This is a genomic window from Flavobacterium sp. F52, from assembly GCF_000278705.1.
Taxonomy (GTDB): Bacteria; Bacteroidota; Bacteroidia; order Flavobacteriales; family Flavobacteriaceae; genus Flavobacterium; species Flavobacterium anhuiense.
The window spans coordinates 84,961-106,289 of record NZ_AKZQ01000025.1; the positions used below are offsets into that span (position 1 = coordinate 84,961).

Sequence of the window (21,329 nt, forward strand, 5' to 3'; positions counted from 1 at the left end):
TACAGTCTCAGTCACAGTTTTCAGTTACAGACTTTGCGGAAAACAGTGACTGAGACTGTAGCTAAAAACTGAGATTGAGACTGCGACTGAAAACTAAAAAAAAGTATCTTTGCAAAAAAAAGTTTTGATCACAGCCAACGATATCTTTACCATTTCAAGTCAGAAACAATTTGAAAAAATAGCACTAAAAGTGTTTCGTTTTCAGCATGAGAACAATAAAGTCTATCGCGATTTTTGTGATTTTTTAAAAATCAACCCACAGCAGGTAAAATCACTGCAGCAAATTCCTTTTTTACCCATTCAGTTTTTCAAAAGTCACAATGTGGTTTCTAATACAGATCCTGCACAAGTAACTTTTACCAGCAGTGGTACAACCGGAATGATTACCAGCAGACATTTAGTGACCGATGTTTCCCTATATGAGGAAAGTTACCGCAAAGGATTCTCTCAATTTTACGGCAATATAGAGGACTACGTTGTTTTAGCCCTTTTGCCGTCTTATTTAGAACGAGAAGGCTCTTCGTTAATTTATATGGTTGAAGATCTGATAAAACTCTCTAATCAGCCTGAAAGCGGGTTTTATTTGCACAATCATGACGACTTAATCAAAAAACTTCTTGAATTGGACGAAGCAGGGCAAAATGTAATCTTAATTGGGGTCACGTATGCTTTGTTAGATTTAATCGAAAAACATCAATTCAATCTTCAAAATACCATTATTATGGAAACTGGAGGAATGAAGGGGAAACGCAAAGAAATGATTCGTGAAGAATTGCACGACATTTTATGTAAAGGTTTTGGTGTTTCATCTATTCATTCAGAATATGGAATGACCGAACTTTTAGCGCAAGCCTATTCTCTTGGCGAAGGTGTTTTTGAATGTCCTTCTTGGATGCATATTTTAGTTCGTGATCCTGAAGATGCTCTTACTTACGTGAATGATGGAAAAACTGGCGGAATAAATGTTATTGATTTAGCGAATATCAATTCGTGTTCTTTTATAGCTACGCAGGATTTAGGCAAAAAATATTCGAATAACTCTTTTGAGGTATTGGGACGTTTTGATAATTCTGATATTCGTGGCTGTAATTTGATGGTCTTATAAAAAAGATTTTTCACGTAGTAGAATCCAAACACCTTTTCGTAGGAATATACAGAATTTATTAACCCATTGTTAATATAAGAAAAATACTGTTTTCATATTTAAAATATATTTTTATTTCAAATTTTAAATATAATTCTTATGAAAAAAATTACTTTATTACTACTTGTATTCACTCGTATTGTAAGTTGGTCACAAACCTACAAATTTCATACATTACAGGATTTAGGCTCTAATGTTGAAATAGCGATTTCAACTGAATGCACTCAAAACACTTCGCCTGGACCAACTAGAGATTTTAATTTAAGACAAAACTATAAACTAGAAGTTGGTAAAATCTATAAATCCGATTTAATACAAGGATCAACATCAGGATCTCATTACTATAAAGTTTTATATGCCGTTGATTATTCACTTGACAAAGGAAGTGATATAGACGAACCAGCCTCTTTTGAACTGATTCCAGACTTGTGCAATGCATTATCTTGGAAATACATTAGACCTGTTTTATTAGGATCAACCCTAGAACAAGCTCAAAGCAACTATTGCGCAAATTTGACTGCTAACACTACTCGAGAAAGAGTAAATGTAAAAACCCAAAAACCTTTAAATATAGGTGAAGTTTATTTTATGGACTTCGGAAAAGGCGTAAATTACTATTTGATTACAGGAGCAAGTATCGAAGCTGGTGACAGCGAATATCAAATAGACCCAACAAACAGCAATACCATTTTTTCACCTGCAACATTAAATTGTCCTAAACCAGATTTACAAGCTAACGCTGTAGATTGCGGAACTGCAACAATGACTCCTGGAACTACTTTTACAGCAGTTTATTCTCTTAAAAACATTGGTGGTAGAGCATTTTCACCGTCTCACTGCTTAATTTACTTTTCTAAAGGCAATGCAACTCTAAGTGCTGATGATGTATTAATCACGGATATCACTTTAGACCCGCTAAATCCTAATGAAATTAAATACGGAACACCATCGATAACTATTCCTGCAAATATTAGCGGTGGTATTTACTATGCAATTATGCAATTAGTTAATAGTGAAGAGACAAATACTGAAAACAACATAGTTTCGTCTACATCGTCATTCATTATTAACCAGACAACAACACCAACAGGAAAACCAGATTTAGCTGTTGATCCAACTAACACGATTATTTTTAGCAACTGTTTTGATTGCAGTGCCGCTTTAAGTGATTTGGGAAGCAAAAGACACACAATAAACAATCAATCTGGAATTATCAATTTACAATCAATAACGATTAAAAACACGGGAAGTGTTGCCTCAACTCCTTCTACCCTTCAGTTTTATTTATCTTCAGACGGTGTTCTTGATTCTGCTGATATAAAATCTACATCTGGCGCAATCTCAATAGGTGCAATAAACCCTGGCGCTTCAATTTCTGTATCTAGATCAATTTTCTCTTCTGATTTTGGAGGATTAACAGTTACCGGAAATCGAAACATTCTTATTTCAGTTGACGATTCTAAAACAAATACAGAATCAAATGAAAACAACAATATAACACCTATACCTGTAACTTTCGTTAGTCCTTTTGCAAGAACAGCACAATCAAGTTCAGATACTGAAGAAGTTACTCAACCATACTCTATCAATGTTTTCAATTTTGATGGCCAAAAAGTATTGACTAAAGAAGTTAATTCTAAAGAAGAAGAGGATAAATCTCTTGACTCATTAAAAACTGGAATTTACATCATCAAATCAAATGGTGTGACTAGAAAAGTTCTAAAAAACTAAACTTTACTATTATAAAAAGAAAGGCATCCTTTTTTAGGATGCCTTTTTTATTTCAAATTAAAATATTTTGTTTTCGAAATTATACAACTCTAATCACAAAATAGTTTTTCTTTCCGCTTTGTAATAAAACGAATTGATTATTAATTAAATCATTTGCAGTTAAAACAAAATCTTCTTTTATTTTTTCTCTGTTTACAGAAATCGAGTTTGCTGTTAAAGCTCTTCTCGCCTCTCCATTCGATTTAAAGAAACCTGTTTTTTCGTTTAAAACAGTAATAATATCCAATCCGTTTTCTAAATCCGCTTTTGCGATTTCAGCTTGAGGGACTCCGTCAAAAACTTCTAAAAAGGTTGCTTCATCCAATTTTTTCAAATCTTCTGCAGTAGAATTTCCAAACAAAATGTTTGAAGCCTGAATTGCTTTCTCTAATTCTTCTCTATTGTGAACAAAAACAGTAATTTCTTCTGCTAATTTCTTTTGTAAAACTCTTAAATGCGGAGCTGTTTTATGCTCTTCAATTAAGGCTTCAATAGTATCTTTATCTAAGAAAGTAAAGATTTTAATGTATTTCTCAGCATCTGCATCAGTTGTATTTACCCAAAATTGGTAGAATTTGTAGACAGAAGTTTTATCAGCATCCAACCAAACGTTTCCACCTTCAGATTTTCCAAATTTAGATCCGTCTGCTTTTGTAATCAAAGGGGTTGTTAAAGCGTACGCTTTAGCATTCTCACCACCCATTCTTCGCACTAATTCTGTTCCTGTGGTAATATTACCCCATTGGTCAGAACCACCCATTTGCAGAATACAATTGTTGTTTTTATATAAATGATAGAAATCGTAACCTTGAATTAACTGATATGTAAATTCTGTAAAAGACATTCCCTCACCTTCTCCGCTAAATCTCTTTTTTACAGAATCTTTAGCCATCATATAGTTTACGGTAATTCTTTTTCCAACTTCACGTGCAAAATCGATAAAAGAGAATTCTTTCATCCAATCGTAGTTATTCACCATTACAGGTGCATTTGCTTCGGTTGAATTAAAATCTAAGAAACGAGACAAAACGCTTTTGATTCCGGCTACGTTTTTAGCCAAAGCCTCTTCGTCAAGCAAGTTTCTTTCATCAGATTTACCAGAAGGATCTCCAATCATTCCTGTTGCTCCACCTACTAAAGCGATTGGTCTGTGACCAAAATTCTTTAGGTGAACCAACAAAATAATCTGAACCATACTTCCGATGTGCAGTGAATCTGCAGTTGGATCAAAACCGATATAGGCAGTGGTTGCTTCTTTTAGCAATTGTTCTTCCGTTCCAGGCATACTATCATGGTATAACCCGCGCCATTTTAATTCTTCAACTAGATTCTTCATTTTTTAAATAATTTGCGCAAATGTAATCAATGTCAATGGTAATGACAAAAAAGTCTACTACTAAGGCACAAAGACATGAAGATTCACAAATAGTTTATTGCAAAGTCGCTAAGACGCAAATGTTTTTTCCATCTTATTGCTTTTGTGCTTTTGCAACTTTCCAACAAAAAACAAGAACTTTGCGACTTTGCGACTTTGTGGCAAAAAAACAAAAACTTATCTTTACAACATGATATTAGTAACTGGAGGAACTGGTTTAGTAGGCGCGCATTTATTGCTTCATTTAATCGAAAATGGAGAAAATGTTCGGGCAATTTACAGAACCGAAAAAAATATTCAGAAAACAAAATCGGTTTTTGATTTTTATAAAAAAGCCCACTTGTTTGAAAAAATCAATTGGCTTGAAGCGGATATTCTAGACGTACCTTCACTTGAAACTGCTTTTATCGATATCAAACAAGTGTATCACAGTGCCGCTTTTATTTCGTTTGATCCAAAAGACGAAGAAATCCTTAGAAAAACCAATATCGAAGGAACTGCAAACATGGTCAATTTTGCTATTGCTAAAGATGTAGAAAAATTTTGCTATATCAGTTCTATTGCTGCTTTAGGAGATATTGCACCTCACGAAACGTATATTACAGAAGATACAGACTGGAATCCCGAAAAACCGCACAGCGATTATGCCATTTCTAAATATGGCGCCGAAATGGAAGTTTGGCGAGGACAACAGGAAGGTTTGAATGTTATTGTTGTAAATCCGGGAGTAATTTTAGGTCCTCCAAAAATGATGGATATTTTTAATGAAGGTAGCAGTGAAATTTATCGAAAAGTATCAAAAGGCCTTTCGTTCTATACGCTCGGGAGCACTGGCTTCATTTCAGTTGATGATGTAGTCAAAATAACTATTCAATTGATGAAAAGCGAAATTAAAAATGAACGTTTCACGCTTATCTCTGAAAATATTGTTTTTAAAGATCTTTTAAATACGATTTCTGATGTTTTTAAAATAAAAAGACCTCATATTCATGCCAAACCTTTTTTAATGAATCTGTTGTGGATTGCTGACGGAATCTTTTCAACTTTATTCTTTAGAAAAAGAAGTATTACCAAAGCAACAGCAAAAGCTTCATACTCGAAAAATCTATATAGTAACGAAAAAATAAAAACCGCTCTAGGAACGGTTTTTACTGATATTCATCTTTATATTAAAAGAGAAGCTTAAATCTCTCTTCTGTGTTTTCTTTGCGCCAATCTAATTGAGTCAATATTAATTTTCGGAATTGTTTTTCGAACTGAATCTTTTGAAACCTCTTTCAATTCTTTTGGTTTATTTTTATTCGCTTTAGCTGCTTTTTTTTCATCAATTTTAGCTAATGAATCCGCAGCTCTTTGATTGACTTCAATTCTTTTATTAACCTGATCGAACATGTCTTTGTAATTCTCATAATCGGAAGCATAATACATATTGTTCTGTGCAAATTGAAGACTGTCTACTTTATATTTTTTATAAATAAACTTTTTAGGATCGCTATCTACTGAATCCATAAACAATGGCTTCTGATATCTCATGGCTTCCAAAAGAGATAGATCATACATAATATCAATCATTTTCTCTTTCTCAATAAGCTTTGCAGGCTGTTTTACCACATCCTTTTTACAGCTTATAGAAAGAAACAAAACCAATAGTATGACTATAAAATTCTTCATAGTTGTTTTTTATCTGTCAAACAATAATCTTTTACCCGCTCTAATATCTTTTACTTTGAAATTATTGTAAACCAATTCTCCGTTTACAAAAGTATGCGTAATTCTAGATTTGAAAGTATAACCTTCAAACGGAGACCATCCGCATTTGTATAAAATATTTTCTGGTTTCACGCTCCAAGGCAAACTTGGATTAACGATTACTAAATCGGCGTGGTAACCTTCTCTTATAAAACCTCTTTTTTCTATTTTGAAAATCTTAGCCGGATTGTGGCACATTTTCTCCACGATTTTCTCCACACTAATTTTCCCTTGATGATGCGCTTCAAACATAGCCACAACTGCATGTTGCACCAACGGACCTCCAGAAGGAGCATTCAGATATGACTGTTGCTTTTCTTCTTTGGTATGAGGCGCGTGATCTGTCGCAATTACGTCAATTCTTCCATCATTCAATGCTTTCCAAAGTTCTGCACGGTCATCAGCAGTTTTAACAGCAGGATTCCATTTTATGAAATTCCCTTTAGTTTTATAATCTTCATCTGTAAACCAAAGGTGGTGTACACAAACCTCAGCAGTGATTTTTTTCTCTTCTAACGGAATTTTATTCGTAAACAATTCCATTTCTTTCGCAGTCGAAAGATGGAAAATATGCAATCTCGCTCCAGTTCTTTTTGCTAAAGCTACTGCTTTTGAAGAAGACATATAACAAGCTTCTGCACTTCTGATTAAATTGTGCGCCATTACTGGAACATCGTCTCCGTATTGTTCTTTAAAAGCAGCAAGATTATTTTTAATTGTGGTCTCGTCTTCGCAGTGAACTGCAATTAACATTGGAGTACTTGAGAATATTTTTTCTAAAACAGCTTCATTGTCCACCAACATATTTCCTGTAGACGAACCTAAGAAAATCTTGATTCCGGCAACATTTTTTGGATTTGTCTTTAAAACTTCTTCCAAATTATCGTTTGTTGCTCCCATCATAAACGAATAATTCGCAAATGATTTTTGAGATGCAATTTGATATTTATCTTCTAATATTTCTTGGGTAACTGCATTTGGAACTGTATTGGGCTGCTCTATAAAAGAAGTAATTCCGCCAGCAACGGCAGCACGAGATTCCGATTCGATATCACCTTTGTGCGTCAATCCCGGCTCTCTAAAATGCACTTGATCGTCTATCGCGCCAGGCATTAAATAATTTCCTTCAGCATCGATGACAATACAATCTGAAGTTTTTAATGAAATGCTGTCTGCAATTTCAACAATCAGATCGTTTTCAATTAAAACATCACCTTCAAAAATTGTCCCTTCGTTTACAATTTTGGCATTTTTTATTAAAATCCTGTTCATTTCGGTTGGTTTATAATGAATTGACTAATTTTCTTAATCTAAGTGAAATCACTCCAAGAATAGCTTCTTTAATAATAGCATTGCTCATTTTAGAAACTCCTTTCGTTCTGTCTGTAAATATAATTGGGACTTCGGTAATTTGAAATTTCGCGCAGTAAGTTCTGTACTTCATTTCAATTTGAAACGCGTATCCGACAAACTTTATTTTATTTAAATTGATTTTCTCCAGAACTTCTCTTTTGTAACACACAAAACCTGCAGTGGCGTCGTGAATTTTCATTCCGGTAATAAATTTCACATAAACAGATGCGAAGTAAGACATCAGAACTCGGCTCAATGGCCAGTTCACCACATTTACCCCTTTTACATAACGAGAACCAATGGCCAGATCTGCTCCACCAAAATGGCAAGCATCGTATAATTTTTCTAAATCATTTGGGTTATGCGAAAAATCGGCATCCATTTCAAAAATAAATTGATAATCGCGTTCCAAAGCCCATTTAAAGCCATGAACATAAGCCGTTCCCAATCCTGATTTTTTAGTTCTTTGCTCTAAAAACAGTTTTCCTGGATATTCTTCCTGCAATGCAATGACTTTTTTTGCGGTATGATCAGGAGAATTATCATCTATAATCAGCAGATGAAAAGATTTATGTTGTGAAAGTACAGCTCGAACTATACTTTCTATGTTTTCAATTTCGTTATAAGTTGGAATTATGACAATGCTATCATTCATTTTTTCTCGGTAATTTCACCGCAAAAGTAAACTTTTTATAGCATTTGATTCATAATAAATATATAATAAAAGTATTGCATCAAAAAATTACTAATTTTGTAACGCTATGATTGAACAATTACATCCTCGAATTCTTGAAAACAAAGACTGGGCAACACTTTTATTTGTGCTGACCTTTGCTGTTGTTGCCATGACAAAATCGGCTTACGAAACAAGATTTAGTGAATTTAGTAAACTTATTTTTTCTGATAAATATGCCAAAATTTATCGAGACAACAGCCACATGAAAAGTAGCTTTACGGTTGGTTTATTTTTTGTACAGGTTGTATCATTTGCCTTTTTTATTCTGCTTACGATGAATATTTTTGGCTATGCTTCAAAAACCGATTGGCTTTTATTTATCCGAATTGCAACTTTTCTGCTTTATTTCATTTTAGGAAAATATTTAATCGAAAAAATTGTAGCGGCTTCTTTCAACATTGATGATTTCGTAGAGCTTTTTAACTTACAAAAAGTAACCTACAGGACGTATATAGGTGTTTTAATCCTTCCTATTAATGCTGTTTTGTTCTATTACAATAATATTCCGCAGATTATTCCGCTAGCAATCATAGGCATTTCCCTGTGTATTAGCGTATACTCTTACTTTATTTCAATTAAAACGTATCAAAACGTAATAATCGGTAAGTTATTTTATTTTATTTTGTATCTTTGCGCTCTTGAAATAGCCCCTTATTATTTTCTCTATTATTGGATAACAAAAGGGAGTGCTTAGAAAATATTTATAATATGAAAGTGAAAACAATTTTGGTGTCACAGCCTGAACCTAAAGTGGAGAATTCTCCTTACTTTGAGCTCCAACAAAAACACAAAATAAAAATTGATTTCAGACCATTTATTCATGTAGAAGGGGTTAGCGCAAAAGAGATTCGATTACAAAAAATCGATCTTAATCATTACACTGCGATCATTTTAACAAGTAGAAATGCTGTAGATCATTTTTTTAGAGTGGCTGATGAAATGCGTTACAAAGTTCCGGAAGGGTTAAAGTATTTTTGCCAATCTGAGGCTGTTGCGTTTTACCTTCAAAAGTATGTTGTGTACAGAAAACGTAAGATTTACGTTGGAGCAAAAGATTTTGCAGATTTATCTCCGCTGATTAAGAAGTATAAAGACGAGAAGTTTTTACTTCCTGCGTCTGACCAATTAAATGCAGATGCTCCTGTTACATTAAACAGTCTAAAAGTAGATTGGGCACAAGCAATTTTCTACAGAACTGTAATGAGTGATTTATCTGATTTGGCAGATGTTTACTATGACGTTTTAGCTTTTTTCAGTCCGACAGGAATTAAATCATTGTTTAAAAATTTCCCAGATTTTAAACAAAACAACACCAGAATCGCCGTATTCGGAAGCACCACTCAGAAAGAGGCTCTAGATCATGGTTTAAGAATTGATATTCTTGCTCCAACTCCTGAAACGCCTTCTATGACAATGGCTCTAGAGAAATATGTAGCAGAAGCAAACAAAGGAAAATAATCCTTTTATAAAATATACTCCCGAAGCCTCGGGATAAAATTCCAAATTCCAAGTCAAGCACTTGAAATTTGGAATTTTTCTTTTTAGGGTTTATTAGATACGTCGTCTCCCGTGGTTGAAACCACGGGTTATGTTTGAAATTTGGAATTTGGGTTTTGGTTTTTGGAATTTCAAAAATTTGGAATTTCCTATTCTAATGCATTTTGACTACATTTGATTTCTATTGATAACCCAAATCTTAAAAATAGTTTCAAATTATAAGTTATGAAAATCAACTCCCTTTTAATTGAAATTGACGGAATCGACAAAGAAATACTCCGTTATCTCATGGACGATGCCCGAAAACCAATCTTACAAATTGCTAATAAAATAGGAATTTCAGGCGCAGCAATTCACCAGAGATTAAAAAAGTTAGAGCAATCTGGCGTTATTTCCGGATCTAAATTTACCGTAAACCCAAAAGTCCTAGGATATAATACAATGGCCTTTGTTGGTGTTTATTTAGACAAAGCTTCTCGAAACTCTGAAGCTGTAAAAGAACTTAGAAAAATTCCAGAAGTTTTAGAGTGCCACTATACAACAGGAAACTGGTCAGTTTTGATTAAAATTATCTGTCGCGACAACGAACATTTAATGCAACTTTTGAATACAAAAATTCAAGCCATTGAAGGAGTTTCTAGAACTGAAACTTTTATCTCATTAGACCAACAGATTGATAGGCAAATACAACTTTAGAATTAGAAAATGTGCCAATTTAGTAATTATATAATTTTACTACATCTGTCACTTATAAAGGCTTCGACTCCGCTCAGCCACACAAACTAATAAAAACACAAACCCCGACAGATTTTAAAATCTGTCGGGGTTTACTATAAATTATCTAATGACTAATTATCTCAATTAAAATTAGTTCCTTCTGCTTCCAGAATAAATCGATATATAGTACAGCAACGTTGCAATAGAACCAATTGCCGCTACTACATAAGTTCTTGCTGCCCATTTTAAAGCATCTTTTGCTCCAGCTTGTTCCTCTTGAGTCAACATGTGTTTATTTTCTAACCAAGCTAACGCACGGTTACTTGCATCATATTCTACAGGAAGCGTAATGATCGAAAACAAAGTTGTTGCCGCAAAAATGATAATTCCAATTAATAATAATCCAGGAAAAACTTTAATCATAAGAATTCCAGCAATTAAAATCCATTGTACAAAATTGGAAGCAACGCTTACAATCGGCACTAGCTTCGAACGCATAGTGAGCCATTCGTAACCAATTGCATGCTGAACTGCGTGACCGCATTCGTGCGCTGCAACTGCGGCCGCAGCTGCGTTACGATGGTTATAAACCGCTTCACTTAAATTTACTGTTTTATCTGATGGATTATAATGATCTGTTAACTGACCTGGTGTTGAAATTACGCGAACATCTGTAATTCCGTTATCGGCAAGCATTTTTTCAGCGATTTCACGGCCACTCATTCCGTTTCTCAATTGCAATTTCGAATACAACTCAAATTTGCTCTTCAGCTGCGAGCTTACCAGCCAGCTGAACAACATTATAGCTCCAGCAATAATTAAATATCCTGATCCCATTTTTTTTCTGTTTTTAGATTGATTTTTAAATTTACAAAACAAACCGCAAAATGCGAACCATTTTAACAAAATGCCATTTTGACATCATTTCAGCACTTTTGACTTAATTCAGCATGTTGTTTTTAAGCAAAAAAGCGATTAACTCTGCCACATTTTTCATTTTATATTTTTGGAGAATATTGCGTCGATGCGTTTGAACGGTTAGAAAACTCAAAAACAAATCATCGGCAATTTCCTGAGTAGATTTCCCTTGCGAAAGCAACAGAGCAATATCACGCTCTCTTCGGCTCAAACCTGGAATTCTTTCTAAATCTTCAGACAATGGCTGGCTAATTATGGTTTTCACTTCTTCACTAAAGACAATTTCGCCATCAATTGCTTTGTAAATGCATTCTTTAAACTCATCAAAAGAAGCATTTTTGAGTATATATCCGTTTCCTCCATTCTGGATAAATTGCATGACCAAACTTCTTTCAGACTGGCTGCTCATACCAATAATTACAATTTTCGGATGTTTCTGCTTGATGGTTTTACACAGATCAACTCCATTAATTACAGGTAGAAAAATATCCATCAAAATCAAATCGACTTTATGGTCTTCGATATAATCTAAAAGCGCAATTCCAGATTCAAATTTCTCTACAATTTCTATATTATCTAAATCCGACAGCAAACCTGAAATTCCAGAAATCACAATCGGATGATCGTCTACTATTACCGTTTTATACTTCATAATCATGATTTGAGTTATATTTTTATTTCGATATAAGTTGAAGTTCCTTTGCCAATCACAGAATCAATTTCCAGTTTTCCATTTAAAAAAGCCACTCGGTTTTTTATATTCCGCAAGCCCATTCCATCTCTTTTTTCTGCATCATCAACATTAAAACCAATTCCGTTGTCTTCTACCGTAATAAAAAACACATCTTTATTCTGCGAACAGGAAACCAAAATTTGTGATGCTTTGGCATATTTTAAAGCATTGTTCAGAAGTTCTTGAATGATTCTGAAAATCATAATTTTAAAATGTTGCGGCAAAGTTGTCTTTTTATTTAAATACTGAAATTCTATTGCTGTTTCAGCTGTTGAATGTGAAGCGCATAAATCTCGAAGCGCATGCTCAAGTCCAAGTTTCATCAAACTTTCTGGCATTAAATTCTGAGAGATATTACGAAGTTCTTTGATCGAATCATTCAATAAACCATTAATATTCGGAGCATTTTCTTTATTCTCGCGATCGGCAAGATTCAAATGCATTTTAAGCCCCGAAAGCATACTTCCGAGCCCGTCATGTAGATCTCTTGCAATTCTTTTCCTTTCAATTTCTTCCCCTTCAATCAAAGCATTTGAAATCGATAATTTTTGCTGATTTTCTAATGCTTCCAGTTCTTGTTTGTGATTGACTTCTTTTTGGAAACTTATTTTTTTCTGATAATTATTCCAGCTCCATAAAAACAAAACTGCCAAAAACAAAACAAACGAAAGCACCGCAAAAAGCAGCATATTCAAACGGTTGTTATTGACCTGCAAAACCGCTTTTTCATTTTCTGACTGCAGCAGACCAATTTTCTTTTCACTTTCAGCTTTTTTATACTTCGCTTCAAGCTCTACAATTTCGCTTTTCAGTTTCGCATCGTTTAAACTATCATTTATTATATTGTATTTATTCGAATAATAATACGCTTTCGGATATTCTTTAGTCGCATTATACACCTTAGATAGCTCTTTGTAATAATTCTTCTTATCGACAATAAAAGGCGTTTTTTCTATCAAATATTCCAAATTGCTTTTGGCTTTATCATAATTTTTTAGTTTGAAAAGTACTTCATATTCTGCAAATTTCAATCGGTTTACTGCAATGGCATTCTGATGGCTTTCTGCCGATTTTATTCCTTTTTCAAAACTTACCAATGCTTCATTGTGTTTATTTTGCTTGGCATAATAAATCCCTTCCGAATAAAAATAAGAATCATTTAAGTTTGATGTTGGGTATTTTTCTAAAGTCGCATAAGCTTTGTCTAAAATTTCTTTGGCGTCGTAAAAATGCTTCAGCTCAACTAAATTTTCGGCATTTATAATATATGTTTCCATCTTAGACTCGGCTAAAGTTGCCGATTTCTTAGTAGCACTTTCAATATATTTCTGAGCTTGATCTAGATATTCTGCTGCTTTTTCGCGTTCATTATTATTCATAAAAATAATCGCGACTGCTTTGTTTAATGCACTGATCAATTCATAATCGCCACTTTTTTTAGCAATCGGAATCGCTTCATTTACCAGCAATTTCATATAAGCGTTTTCATTATTCTTTCGCTGCTGCATAATGCCATAATTCTGAAGTATTACGGCACGAAGTTTATAGGCTTCTTTATTTCGATATTTTTTCAGTTTTGTATTGGCTTCGAGTAAGGCTTTTTCAAAACCTTCCAAATCGCCCTTTTCTATAAAACTATAGGCGTTATAAAAAATAGAAGCGTCTTTTAGAAAAGGAAATTTAGCTTTAAGCTTATTGGCTTGTTCAAGATATTCTTTAGATTTTTCAGCATCCTGCGCCATTAAAAACAGTTTTGACAATCTAAAGCTATTCAAACTTTTGACACTATCGGATTTTGTGTTTTTTGTGATTTTAACAATACTGTCAATATAAACAGTATCATCATCTAATGAAAGAATTACTTGTGAATTTGAAATTGCACTAAAAAATAAAAAAAATAAAAAGGCGTAGAGTTTCTTCATAAATGTGGCATTTACCCAAAGTTATTAAAGCTTAACGACTTTCAAAAAGAAACTGCTTGCTTTTACCTGATATCAGGTAATAAAAAATACATTTTATCAGGTATTGCCGTCCCGTAAGTAAGGGTCTAATTTTGTTATGAATCAGATTATTAATTAAAAAGAATATATTATGAAATCAATTTTGAAAACCTTAGCAATTGTAATGACTCTTGCTTTTACAACAGTTTCTTGCAGCAGTGATAACGACGATAATAACTCTGCTCCAGCATCAAGAGATGTAAAATATGAAATTACTGGAAATTATACTGGACAACTTGATGTAACCTATATGGAAAAAAGCGGCGCTCCGCTTATTGAAGATGTGCCTTCATTACCATGGACTAAAGAATTTACTGCCGATGCAGATTCTGATGGCGCGTTGGTACACACAAGTGGTTACGGAGGAGTTGCTGGACAAACTGTGACAGCAAAAGTTTATGTGGGAGGAAAAGTAGTTTCTGAGTTAACAGGAAAAGCAGATAGTGAAGGAATCATTGTTGCACATCCTAAAACATATATTTTTCCCAGATAAATCTTACTTTAAAATTTTAGATTTTTGTTTTTGGTAAAAGAAAGCTTCGCAATTGCGAAGCTTCTTTTTTTATGATTCCAACTGATGATTAACTTCTTCAAATTTTTCAATCAGACTATTAATTTTTTCTTGTTGTTTTTTGGTTTGTTTTGGATGGATATACAACCAATTAAACAACATCCATAACAATGTAATTCCATAAGTTAAAATAGCCATCCAAGCTGTCATCCTACTTGCATATTCATACATATACAAACAAATTCCAATAGTTAGCAAAACAAAATACAAAGCCATTAATTTCGTCTGCATGAAGTTTTGTTTCTTTTTAATTACAATCAAATTTTGCAAATACTCCTGATTGGTTTGATTTGCTTCTATATTTTTATAATTGCCTAATAATTTGTTGTAGACCATTAAATAAATCACCATTGCCAAAATCACCAGAACAATTCCGATTTTAGTCGAAATAAATTGCGGCTGATAATAAAACCAAACAAAAGCAATGAAAGCGCTGGTTCCTAAAAGCAGAATGTTCGTAAGCCATAAACAACGCAGTCCAGTTTTTTTAAACTTATTTATTCGTGCCAGCAAATCGGTTATATCTGGCTGACTTACGGATTGTTTTTTCCATAAATCTTTAAAATCTATATTATTATCGTTGTCCATTTTCTTTAAATTTTTGAGTCAGTTTTTCTTTAATTCTATGAATTTTCACTCTAACATTTGCTTCAGAAAGACCTACAATTTTAGCAATTTCATTTTGTTTGATATCTTCTAACTCTAACGAAATTATAATACGATCGGTTTCTGGAAGCTCAGCGATACATTTATACAAGAATTGAATCTGAGGTTCTATTGAGGTTAGTTTTTCTTCTGAAAGATGAACAGGAAGTTCAGATTTCGGAAAACGTTTTTGCTTTTCTATCTGTCTCAGACAATTGTTGGAAGCAATTCTAAAAATCCAGGTTCCAATAGAAGATTCATTTCTAAACGTTTCCAATTTCTGCCAGACAATTATAAAAGTTTCCTGAGCCAAATCCTGAGCGGCGTCATAATCGTTTACGAAACCCATGCAAAGCCTGAAAATTCGATCCCAATAGGTTTTATATATTTGTTCGAATTCCATCTTATGCTTTTATAAAATTGTTTAACTGCTCCATGTACCAAGCGGTATCGTCGTACATAATAAAATGAAGCCCTTTGTTAGCGTACTTAAAATTAGCTGTTTTCAAATTTGCATATTGTGTTTCAATTGCGGGTTTTAAATTTATAAAATAAGATTCTAATAAAACTAAAGACGGACATTTTACCTGTGCGATTTTCGCTCTTAAATCGGTATTGTAAAAGTCACAATATATTTGCCCAAAAGTATTTCGGTCCGATTTTACGCTCCAGCCAATAACCATCTCCAATTTAGATTGATCTTGCAGAAGTCTCGGCATCATTTGTTTCTGCATATCGTAAAATTGAGTTTCGTTCATTCCCGTCATTTGAGCTACCATTGGCGAACAATCATTATTTTCTTTTGATTTAAAAGAAGGATCGCTCAAAGCCGCCAGACATGGAATCGCATCGACAACAACAATTTTTCCTATCAATTCTGGATAATCGGCTGCAATGGCAAGTGCCAATCCTCCGCCCATACTATGACCAATTAAGATTGGCTTTTCGATTTTATTGTCTTTTATATAAGCAGCGATTTCGTTTTTCCAGTTTTCAAATGATGGATTCGGCTGTGGTTGTATTCCAGCGAAACCCGACATTGTAAGTGTATAGCAAGTGAAGTCTTTTTCGAATGCGATTTTAGTGTCTTTCCAAACTTCGCCAGAAGAAGCAAATCCCGGAATGAAGATTATAGATTGTTTTCCTTTACCAGTTTTAATTACTTCAAAAGGATATTGTTTTGTTTGTGCAAAAACATTTAGACATAATGCTGAGAATAAGAATGCGATAATTAAGATGATATACTTTTTCATTTGTAATAGTTTTAAGTTGTTAATTAAATCGGATCCGTGCTTTTGATACGACAACTATTAAAATGTTACAAAAGTTTTTAAATTTTTAATGAATCCCGACAGCTATCGGGACCAAACTCCAATGTTGGTACGGGTTTTTAACCGCAAAGTGCGCGAAGATTTTTCGCAAGGAACGCTAGATTTTTGCTCGAAACGGCGCAAGGTCGCAAAGTTTTTCCACAATATTGTCATTTCGACGAAGGAGAAATCTTCGCGAGTAGCTCTACAAAGATTGGCTTATTGGAACGGAGTTACTTACGAAGATTTCTCCTTCGTCGAAATGACAAGATTAAGGAGTTTCTTTGCTTTATTCTGCTTCAGATTGTACAAATCAATTCGTGAAAATTCGTGTAATTCGTGGCAAAAAAATAAGCATAAAAAAATCCCAAACTCCAATCGTAAAAATTGGAATTTGGGATTTTTATATTGAAAATTAATTTGGTTATCCTACCAAATTGATAATTTTTCCAGGAACGATAATCACTTTATTTGGAGTTCTACCGTCTAAGTGTTTTTGTGTTCTTTCGTCTTTCATTACGATTTCCTCGATTTGTTCTTTGGTTAAATCCAAAGGCAATTCGATTGTGAAACGCATTTTTCCGTTGAACGAAACTGGATATTCTTTATTCGTTTCAACTAAATGTTTTTCCTCAAAAATTGGGAACGCAACTTCTGAAATTGAAGTTGTATGTCCTAACTGTGACCATAATTCTTCGGCAATATGCGGCGCATAAGGCGAAACCAAAATAGCCAACGGCTCTAAAATCGCTCTTGAATGACAATTTTGAGAAGATAATTCATTTACACAAATCATAAACTGAGAAACCGAAGTATTGAAAGAGAAATTCTCAATATCTTCTGCTACTTTTTTGATGGTTTTATGCAATGATTTCAAGTTATCTTTTGTTGGTTCGTCGTTGTTTACGATTAATCCATTCTCATCAAAGTACAATCTCCATAATTTTTTCAAGAAACCAAATACTCCAGAAATTCCAGCAGTATTCCAAGGTTTTGCTTGTTCTAAAGGCCCTAAGAACATTTCGTACAAACGCAATGTATCAGCACCATATTCTGCGCAGATATCATCTGGAGTTACAACATTGTAGTACGATTTCGACATTTTTTCGACTTCACGGCCTACAATGTATTTCTTGCCCTCTTCTTTTATAAACTCTGCATTTTTGAAATCTTCTCTCCAATTTTTAAATTTTTCTTCGTCTAATTCATCTGAAGAATTTACAAAATTTACGTCAACTCTAATCGGAAGAACACTAAAATTAGTGATACCATTTAATTGAGAAGAAAGCTTTGAATCATTGATTTTTATGAATTCTTCTTTATATAATTTATATAAACTAGGTATTATTTCGTCTTCAACATGTACGTATTTCTTATCAAGCATGGCTTTACTTTCACTAACACGATTTGCTGTTACTTTATCTGCAATCGTTTTGGTTACAAATAAATTCTGAGGATATTTAATACCGTCTAAAAGTTCATCGAAATCCGCACCTACTAACCCCACAGTGGCATGAATTCTGTAAACCAAAGCAGTTGTCCCCAAAATCATTCCCTGATTGATGAGTTTTTTGAATGGCTCTTCGGTTGGAGCAAAACATTTGTCTTTTAAGAATTTATTCCAAAAACGAGAATATAACAAGTGACCTGTAGCGTGTTCACTTCCTCCAATGTATAAATCTACATTTTCCCAATAAGCCAAAGCCTCTTTGCTTGCAAATTCATTTTCGTTGTGTGCATCCATATAACGCATCCAATACCATGAACTACCCGCCCAACCTGGCATTGTGTTTAATTCTAAAGGAAAGACTGAAACATTGTCAACTAAATCTGTATTGACAACTTTGTTTTGTTTAGTATCCCAAGCCCAAACTGCTGCATTTCCTAATGGTGGCAAACCGTCTTCTGTTGGTAAATATTTCTCTACTTCTGGTAAAATAATTGGCAAATGCTGTGTGTCAATCATTTTAGGTAATCCATTTACATAATAAACCGGGAATGGCTCACCCCAATAACGCTGACGAGAGAAAACAGCATCACGCAAACGGTAATTTGTTTTACCCGTTCCCTGACCGATTTCTTCTAATTTAGCAATTGCTTTTTTAGTTCCTTCTTTATAATTTAATCCGTTTAAGAAATCAGAATTTGCGATTTCAACGTTATCTTTTGATCCATACGCTGCTTCAGAAATATCAACATTTGCGAAGATATTTTTGATTTCAGGCATTCCTTTCAGGCCTTTAAAGAAATTTGCAAATGCGTAATCTCTTTCGTCTCCGCAAGGAACCGCCATTACAGCACCTGTTCCGTAACCAGCCAAAACATAATCACCAATCCAAACAGGAATTGGTTCTTTTGTAAACGGATGTTCAGCATACGCTCCTGTAAATACTCCAGAAATCGTTTTTACATCAGCCATACGCTCACGTTCAGAACGTTTCGCTGTTTTTTCAATATAGGCTTCAACTTCTGCTTTTTGTTCTGGAGTTGTAATTTTAGCAACCAAATCGTGTTCTGGGGCCAAAGTCATAAAAGTTACTCCAAAAATTGTATCAGGTCTTGTCGTAAAAACCTCGATTACTTCATTGTGATCTTTCACATTAAAAGTTACCAATGCTCCTACTGATTTTCCAATCCAGTTTCTTTGAGATTCTTTAATTGACTCACTCCAATCAATATCATTTAAGCCTTCAAGCAAGCGTTCGGCATAAGCAGAAATTCGCATGCTCCATTGTGTCATTTTTTTTCTTATAACAGGAAAGCCTCCACGTTCAGAAACTCCGTTTACAATTTCGTCATTTGCCAAAACAGTACCTAAGCCTGGACACCAGTTTACTTCGGTTTCTGCTAAATAGGTTAATCTATATTGTAAAAGGATTTTCTCTTTTTGATCTTCAGAATAAGAATTCCATTCATCAGCCGTAAAAATTGCTACGTTATCATCGCAAACTGCTTCTACTAATGCATTTCCGCTTTCTTCAAAAACAGTCACAAGCTCTGAAATATCAAATGCTTTTCCTTGTTTTCTGCAATACCAAGAATTAAACAATTGGATAAAAATCCATTGTGTATGTTTATAGTAATCTGGATTTGAGGTACGCACTTCACGCGCCCAGTCAAATGAGAATCCGATTTTGTCTAATTGTTTTCTGTATCCAGCAATTTGTTTTCCTTCTTTGTCAACACCACCGTCAATGTTTACACGTGTAGTATCTTCTGGGCGTTGCCCTGTCTGAATTGCATATTGTTCTGCAGGTAATCCGAAACTATCATACCCCATTGGATGCAAAACATTGAATCCTTGATGTCTTTTGAAACGAGAATACACATCTGAAGCAATATAGCCCAGTGGGTGCCCAACGTGTAATCCTGCTCCAGACGGATAAGGAAACATGTCGAGAACATAATGTTTCGGCTTTTCAGAGTTGTTTTTTGCTGCAAAAGTTTGATTTTCTGCCCAATATTTTTGCCATTTGGCTTCAATTTCGTTTGGATTGTACTTCATTTCTAAGTGACTAAGATTCTAAGTTACTAAGGCTCTAAGCTTTTCACTAAATTAATTTAGCCGCAAATTTACATTTATTGTGCATTGTAGCAAAGCTATTTCATTGGCAAACAAATAAAATATGTAATTCTTCAATTAAATTAAGTCAAAACACAATATTGATCTTAAAATTAACTGCAAAACATGCAAAATTTTAATTCAATCTATACGTTACAAAACACAAGCTTCGTAAAGCCCTGCTTAAAATACAACTTTGCAAACCTTGCCGTTTATGTTACAAGGTAGAATATCAAAAACTTTACATGCTTTACGGTCAAACTCCAATTTTTTCAAGATTTAAATCGTACTTTTAAGTATAAAAGTTTGTTATTAACTTTAAATAAAGAAATTGTTTATTATTTTTACCACATAATTTAAGCACAGTATGAGTTCTAACTTTGATAAATTTCAAAAGCGCAGGTTAATTTCCTCTTATTTTTCGGTAGTATTAAGTGTATTCTTGGTTTTATTCCTATTGGGAGTACTGGGATTATTCATTATTAATTCTAAACAATTGGCAGACGATTTTAAAGAAAAAATCGCCATGACGGTTTTCTTCAAAAATGAAGCGAATGATAGTATTATCAAAGCATTTAATACCGAACTTAAAAGAGCACCTTTTGCTAAATCTTTTGTTTATGTAACGAAAGAAAAAGCGGCAAAAGAACATACTGATATTATCGGAGAAGACTTTTTAACCTTTTTGGGAGAAAATCCGTTATTGAATTCATACGACATTCACTTAAAAGCAGACTATGTAGAAAGAGACAGTATCGTTAAGATTGAAAGCAACTTTCGCAAAAATGCTATGATTTCAGATATTGTTTACGACAAACAATTGGTAAATCTGGTAAATGACAACATCAGAAAAGTAAGTATGTGGATCCTGATTATTAGTGGTTTCTTGACAGTAATTGCAGTTTTATTAATCAATAGTTCACTACGTTTATCTATACATTCAAATCGTTTTATTATCAAAACCATGCAAATGGTTGGTGCGACAAAAGCATTTATCCGAAAGCCTTTTGTAATGCGAAGCGTAAAATTAGGAATGCTGGGTGCTGGTCTGGCAATTATTGCTTTAATCGCACTATTATTATATGTAGACACTAATTTCCCTGGTTTAGGAATTCTCGAAGACAAAGCTTTAACTGGTTTGGTTTTGGTTGCTGTTTTCGGATTAGGAGTTTTAATTACTTGGGTAAGCACACATTTTGCAACACAGCGTTTCTTGAATTTAAGAACTGACGATCTTTATTAATTTTTG

Annotated in this window: 19 protein-coding genes; 8 read left to right on the forward strand and 11 right to left on the reverse strand. The window is 33.8% G+C overall.

Going from position 1 to position 21,329, the window contains the following annotated elements; all coding sequences use genetic code 11:
• The first annotated feature begins 124 nt into the window (after positions 1-124).
• Positions 125-1,105, forward strand: a complete 981-nt coding sequence (locus FF52_RS09940) for an acyltransferase (protein ID WP_008465104.1) — start codon at positions 125-127, stop codon at positions 1,103-1,105.
• Positions 1,106-1,243: 138 nt separating this feature from the next.
• The gene (locus FF52_RS09945; protein WP_008465105.1) at positions 1,244-2,875 is read left to right on the forward strand and encodes a CARDB domain-containing protein; all 1,632 of its coding nucleotides are present in this window, start codon (positions 1,244-1,246) and stop codon (positions 2,873-2,875) included.
• A 79-nt stretch (positions 2,876-2,954) separates the two neighbouring features.
• Here the strand turns inward: FF52_RS09945 and tyrS are convergent, their stop codons facing one another.
• Complete coding sequence (gene tyrS, locus FF52_RS09950; RefSeq protein WP_008465107.1) at positions 2,955-4,250, reverse strand: tyrosine--tRNA ligase; 1,296 nt, start codon at positions 4,248-4,250, stop codon at positions 2,955-2,957.
• 229 nt (positions 4,251-4,479) lie between these two features.
• Here tyrS and FF52_RS09960 point away from each other — a divergent pair, with 229 nt between their 5' ends.
• Positions 4,480-5,475 (forward strand): NAD-dependent epimerase/dehydratase family protein, encoded by a 996-nt coding sequence (locus FF52_RS09960; protein ID WP_008465111.1) that lies wholly within the window; start codon positions 4,480-4,482, stop codon positions 5,473-5,475.
• Here FF52_RS09960 and FF52_RS09965 read toward each other — a convergent pair.
• The 3 genes from FF52_RS09965 to FF52_RS09975 are packed head-to-tail and all read right to left on the reverse strand — an operon-like array spanning position 5,472 to position 8,046.
• Positions 5,472-5,960: a DUF4296 domain-containing protein gene (locus FF52_RS09965; RefSeq protein ID WP_035691328.1), complete on the reverse strand. Its 489-nt coding sequence runs from the start codon at positions 5,958-5,960 to the stop codon at positions 5,472-5,474. The genes FF52_RS09960 and FF52_RS09965 overlap by 4 nt on opposite strands.
• Before the next feature lie 9 nt (positions 5,961-5,969).
• Positions 5,970-7,310 (reverse strand): dihydroorotase, encoded by a 1,341-nt coding sequence (locus FF52_RS09970; protein ID WP_008465115.1) that lies wholly within the window; start codon positions 7,308-7,310, stop codon positions 5,970-5,972.
• A 10-nt stretch (positions 7,311-7,320) separates the two neighbouring features.
• Positions 7,321-8,046 (reverse strand): polyprenol monophosphomannose synthase, encoded by a 726-nt coding sequence (locus FF52_RS09975; RefSeq protein WP_008465116.1) that lies wholly within the window; start codon positions 8,044-8,046, stop codon positions 7,321-7,323.
• Positions 8,047-8,152: 106 nt separating this feature from the next.
• Here FF52_RS09975 and FF52_RS09980 point away from each other — a divergent pair, with 106 nt between their 5' ends.
• The 3 genes from FF52_RS09980 to FF52_RS09990 all read left to right on the forward strand — a co-directional run bounded on the left by FF52_RS09980 (position 8,153) and on the right by FF52_RS09990 (position 10,320).
• Entirely contained in the window at positions 8,153-8,821 is a 669-nt protein-coding gene (locus FF52_RS09980) for a DUF4271 domain-containing protein (protein WP_008465118.1), read from the forward strand.
• A gap of 14 nt (positions 8,822-8,835) precedes the next feature.
• Entirely contained in the window at positions 8,836-9,585 is a 750-nt protein-coding gene (locus tag FF52_RS09985) for a uroporphyrinogen-III synthase (protein WP_008465120.1), read from the forward strand.
• A gap of 264 nt (positions 9,586-9,849) precedes the next feature.
• Entirely contained in the window at positions 9,850-10,320 is a 471-nt protein-coding gene (locus tag FF52_RS09990; RefSeq protein WP_008465121.1) for an Lrp/AsnC family transcriptional regulator, read from the forward strand.
• Positions 10,321-10,491: 171 nt separating this feature from the next.
• Here the strand turns inward: FF52_RS09990 and FF52_RS09995 are convergent, their stop codons facing one another.
• The 3 genes from FF52_RS09995 to FF52_RS10005 form a co-directional block, all read right to left on the reverse strand.
• Positions 10,492-11,178, reverse strand: coding sequence for a zinc metallopeptidase (locus FF52_RS09995; protein ID WP_008465123.1), 687 nt, complete (start codon positions 11,176-11,178; stop codon positions 10,492-10,494).
• A gap of 103 nt (positions 11,179-11,281) precedes the next feature.
• Entirely contained in the window at positions 11,282-11,911 is a 630-nt protein-coding gene (locus FF52_RS10000; RefSeq protein WP_236940436.1) for a response regulator, read from the reverse strand.
• 14 nt (positions 11,912-11,925) lie between these two features.
• Positions 11,926-13,914: a sensor histidine kinase gene (locus FF52_RS10005; protein ID WP_008465129.1), complete on the reverse strand. Its 1,989-nt coding sequence runs from the start codon at positions 13,912-13,914 to the stop codon at positions 11,926-11,928.
• 169 nt (positions 13,915-14,083) lie between these two features.
• Between FF52_RS10005 and FF52_RS10010 the strand changes: the two genes are divergently transcribed.
• Positions 14,084-14,485 (forward strand): hypothetical protein, encoded by a 402-nt coding sequence (locus tag FF52_RS10010; protein ID WP_008465130.1) that lies wholly within the window; start codon positions 14,084-14,086, stop codon positions 14,483-14,485.
• Positions 14,486-14,554: 69 nt separating this feature from the next.
• Here FF52_RS10010 and FF52_RS10015 read toward each other — a convergent pair whose 3' ends face one another.
• The 4 genes from FF52_RS10015 to FF52_RS10030 form a co-directional block, all read right to left on the reverse strand.
• Positions 14,555-15,151 carry a hypothetical protein gene (locus FF52_RS10015; protein ID WP_008465131.1) on the reverse strand — a complete coding sequence of 199 codons (597 nt, stop codon included), beginning with the start codon at positions 15,149-15,151 and terminating at the stop codon, positions 14,555-14,557.
• Positions 15,138-15,611, reverse strand: coding sequence for an RNA polymerase sigma factor (locus tag FF52_RS10020; protein WP_008465132.1), 474 nt, complete (start codon positions 15,609-15,611; stop codon positions 15,138-15,140). The genes FF52_RS10015 and FF52_RS10020 overlap by 14 nt, the downstream gene beginning before the upstream one ends.
• A 1-nt stretch (position 15,612) precedes the next feature.
• A complete protein-coding gene (locus FF52_RS10025; protein ID WP_008465133.1) occupies positions 15,613-16,461 on the reverse strand; it encodes an alpha/beta fold hydrolase in 849 nt (282 codons plus the stop codon).
• A gap of 481 nt (positions 16,462-16,942) precedes the next feature.
• The gene (locus FF52_RS10030; protein ID WP_008465134.1) at positions 16,943-20,023 is read right to left on the reverse strand and encodes a leucine--tRNA ligase; all 3,081 of its coding nucleotides are present in this window, start codon (positions 20,021-20,023) and stop codon (positions 16,943-16,945) included.
• A gap of 424 nt (positions 20,024-20,447) precedes the next feature.
• Here FF52_RS10030 and FF52_RS10035 point away from each other — a divergent pair, with 424 nt between their 5' ends.
• Entirely contained in the window at positions 20,448-21,323 is an 876-nt protein-coding gene (locus FF52_RS10035) for a cell division protein FtsX (RefSeq protein ID WP_008465135.1), read from the forward strand.
• Positions 21,324-21,329 lie beyond the last annotated feature (6 nt).

Coding starts and splice junctions, on each gene's coding strand:
- FF52_RS09945 (WP_008465105.1), top strand. CDS start 1,244: ATGAAAAAAATTACTTTATTACTACTTGTATTCACTCGTATTGTAAGT.
- tyrS (WP_008465107.1), bottom strand. CDS start 4,250: ATGAAGAATCTAGTTGAAGAATTAAAATGGCGCGGGTTATACCATGAT.
- FF52_RS09960 (WP_008465111.1), top strand. CDS start 4,480: ATGATATTAGTAACTGGAGGAACTGGTTTAGTAGGCGCGCATTTATTG.
- FF52_RS09965 (WP_035691328.1), bottom strand. CDS start 5,960: ATGAAGAATTTTATAGTCATACTATTGGTTTTGTTTCTTTCTATAAGC.
- FF52_RS09970 (WP_008465115.1), bottom strand. CDS start 7,310: ATGAACAGGATTTTAATAAAAAATGCCAAAATTGTAAACGAAGGGACA.
- FF52_RS09975 (WP_008465116.1), bottom strand. CDS start 8,046: ATGAATGATAGCATTGTCATAATTCCAACTTATAACGAAATTGAAAAC.
- FF52_RS09980 (WP_008465118.1), top strand. CDS start 8,153: ATGATTGAACAATTACATCCTCGAATTCTTGAAAACAAAGACTGGGCA.
- FF52_RS09985 (WP_008465120.1), top strand. CDS start 8,836: ATGAAAGTGAAAACAATTTTGGTGTCACAGCCTGAACCTAAAGTGGAG.
- FF52_RS09990 (WP_008465121.1), top strand. CDS start 9,850: ATGAAAATCAACTCCCTTTTAATTGAAATTGACGGAATCGACAAAGAA.
- FF52_RS09995 (WP_008465123.1), bottom strand. CDS start 11,178: ATGGGATCAGGATATTTAATTATTGCTGGAGCTATAATGTTGTTCAGC.
- FF52_RS10000 (WP_236940436.1), bottom strand. CDS start 11,911: ATGAAGTATAAAACGGTAATAGTAGACGATCATCCGATTGTGATTTCT.
- FF52_RS10005 (WP_008465129.1), bottom strand. CDS start 13,914: ATGAAGAAACTCTACGCCTTTTTATTTTTTTTATTTTTTAGTGCAATT.
- FF52_RS10010 (WP_008465130.1), top strand. CDS start 14,084: ATGAAATCAATTTTGAAAACCTTAGCAATTGTAATGACTCTTGCTTTT.
- FF52_RS10015 (WP_008465131.1), bottom strand. CDS start 15,151: ATGGACAACGATAATAATATAGATTTTAAAGATTTATGGAAAAAACAA.
- FF52_RS10020 (WP_008465132.1), bottom strand. CDS start 15,611: ATGGAATTCGAACAAATATATAAAACCTATTGGGATCGAATTTTCAGG.
- FF52_RS10025 (WP_008465133.1), bottom strand. CDS start 16,461: ATGAAAAAGTATATCATCTTAATTATCGCATTCTTATTCTCAGCATTA.
- FF52_RS10030 (WP_008465134.1), bottom strand. CDS start 20,023: ATGAAGTACAATCCAAACGAAATTGAAGCCAAATGGCAAAAATATTGG.
- FF52_RS10035 (WP_008465135.1), top strand. CDS start 20,448: ATGAGTTCTAACTTTGATAAATTTCAAAAGCGCAGGTTAATTTCCTCT.